This window comes from Vibrio sp. 1727 (assembly GCF_033344415.1).
Lineage (GTDB): Bacteria > Pseudomonadota > Gammaproteobacteria > Enterobacterales > Vibrionaceae > Vibrio > Vibrio alginolyticus.
In genome coordinates this window covers 1-579 of record NZ_JAWPOT010000490.1, presented here as the reverse complement: position 1 = coordinate 579, position 579 = coordinate 1, and the positions used below count along the sequence as shown (strand labels likewise).

Sequence of the window (579 nt, the reverse complement as noted above, 5' to 3'; positions counted from 1 at the left end):
TGTTTGCGACGGATGTGGATGGCGATACCGCTGGTATCAATCTTCCTGTGACGATCACAGATGATGTTCCAACGATTTACGATAGTTCCATCACTCGTGTTGAAGGGCAAGGAACGCGAACCGTTCAACTGTTCCAAGATCCTGTAGAAGGCGACTTAAATTATGGTGCAGATGGTAGTGAGCTGACCTCATTTAGCGCAGACGATTCAGGTATCTATTTCAAACAAAATGGAATAGATATGACAACCGTTGATCTTACCGGCAGCAATCAAACGGTTTTTGTACATAAAACCCTAAACGGCGTTGACACTGAAATTGGACGTTTGATTGTTCGAACTGACGGCTCTATTAGCTTTAGACCAAATGACGATCTTGATCATACCGATGCGGCTTCAATCGATTTCACGGTTCATGTTACGGATACCGATGGTGACGGAGATACGAGTACCGCCGATCTCGACATCTCCGTGACAGACAGAAATGCACAAATCGATACCTCATCGGTGTTGTCTTTCGAAGATAAAGGCCGTGACGGCTCTATCCTTGGTACTGAGAATGCCAATACGCAAGATAACTTAT

At 44.9% G+C, this 579-nt stretch carries 1 protein-coding gene; it reads left to right on the top strand.

Going from position 1 to position 579, the window contains the following annotated elements; translation table 11 throughout:
- Positions 1–579 (top strand): hypothetical protein (locus R8O10_RS26525; protein WP_318192139.1); only part of this gene is annotated, 579 nt, incomplete at both ends.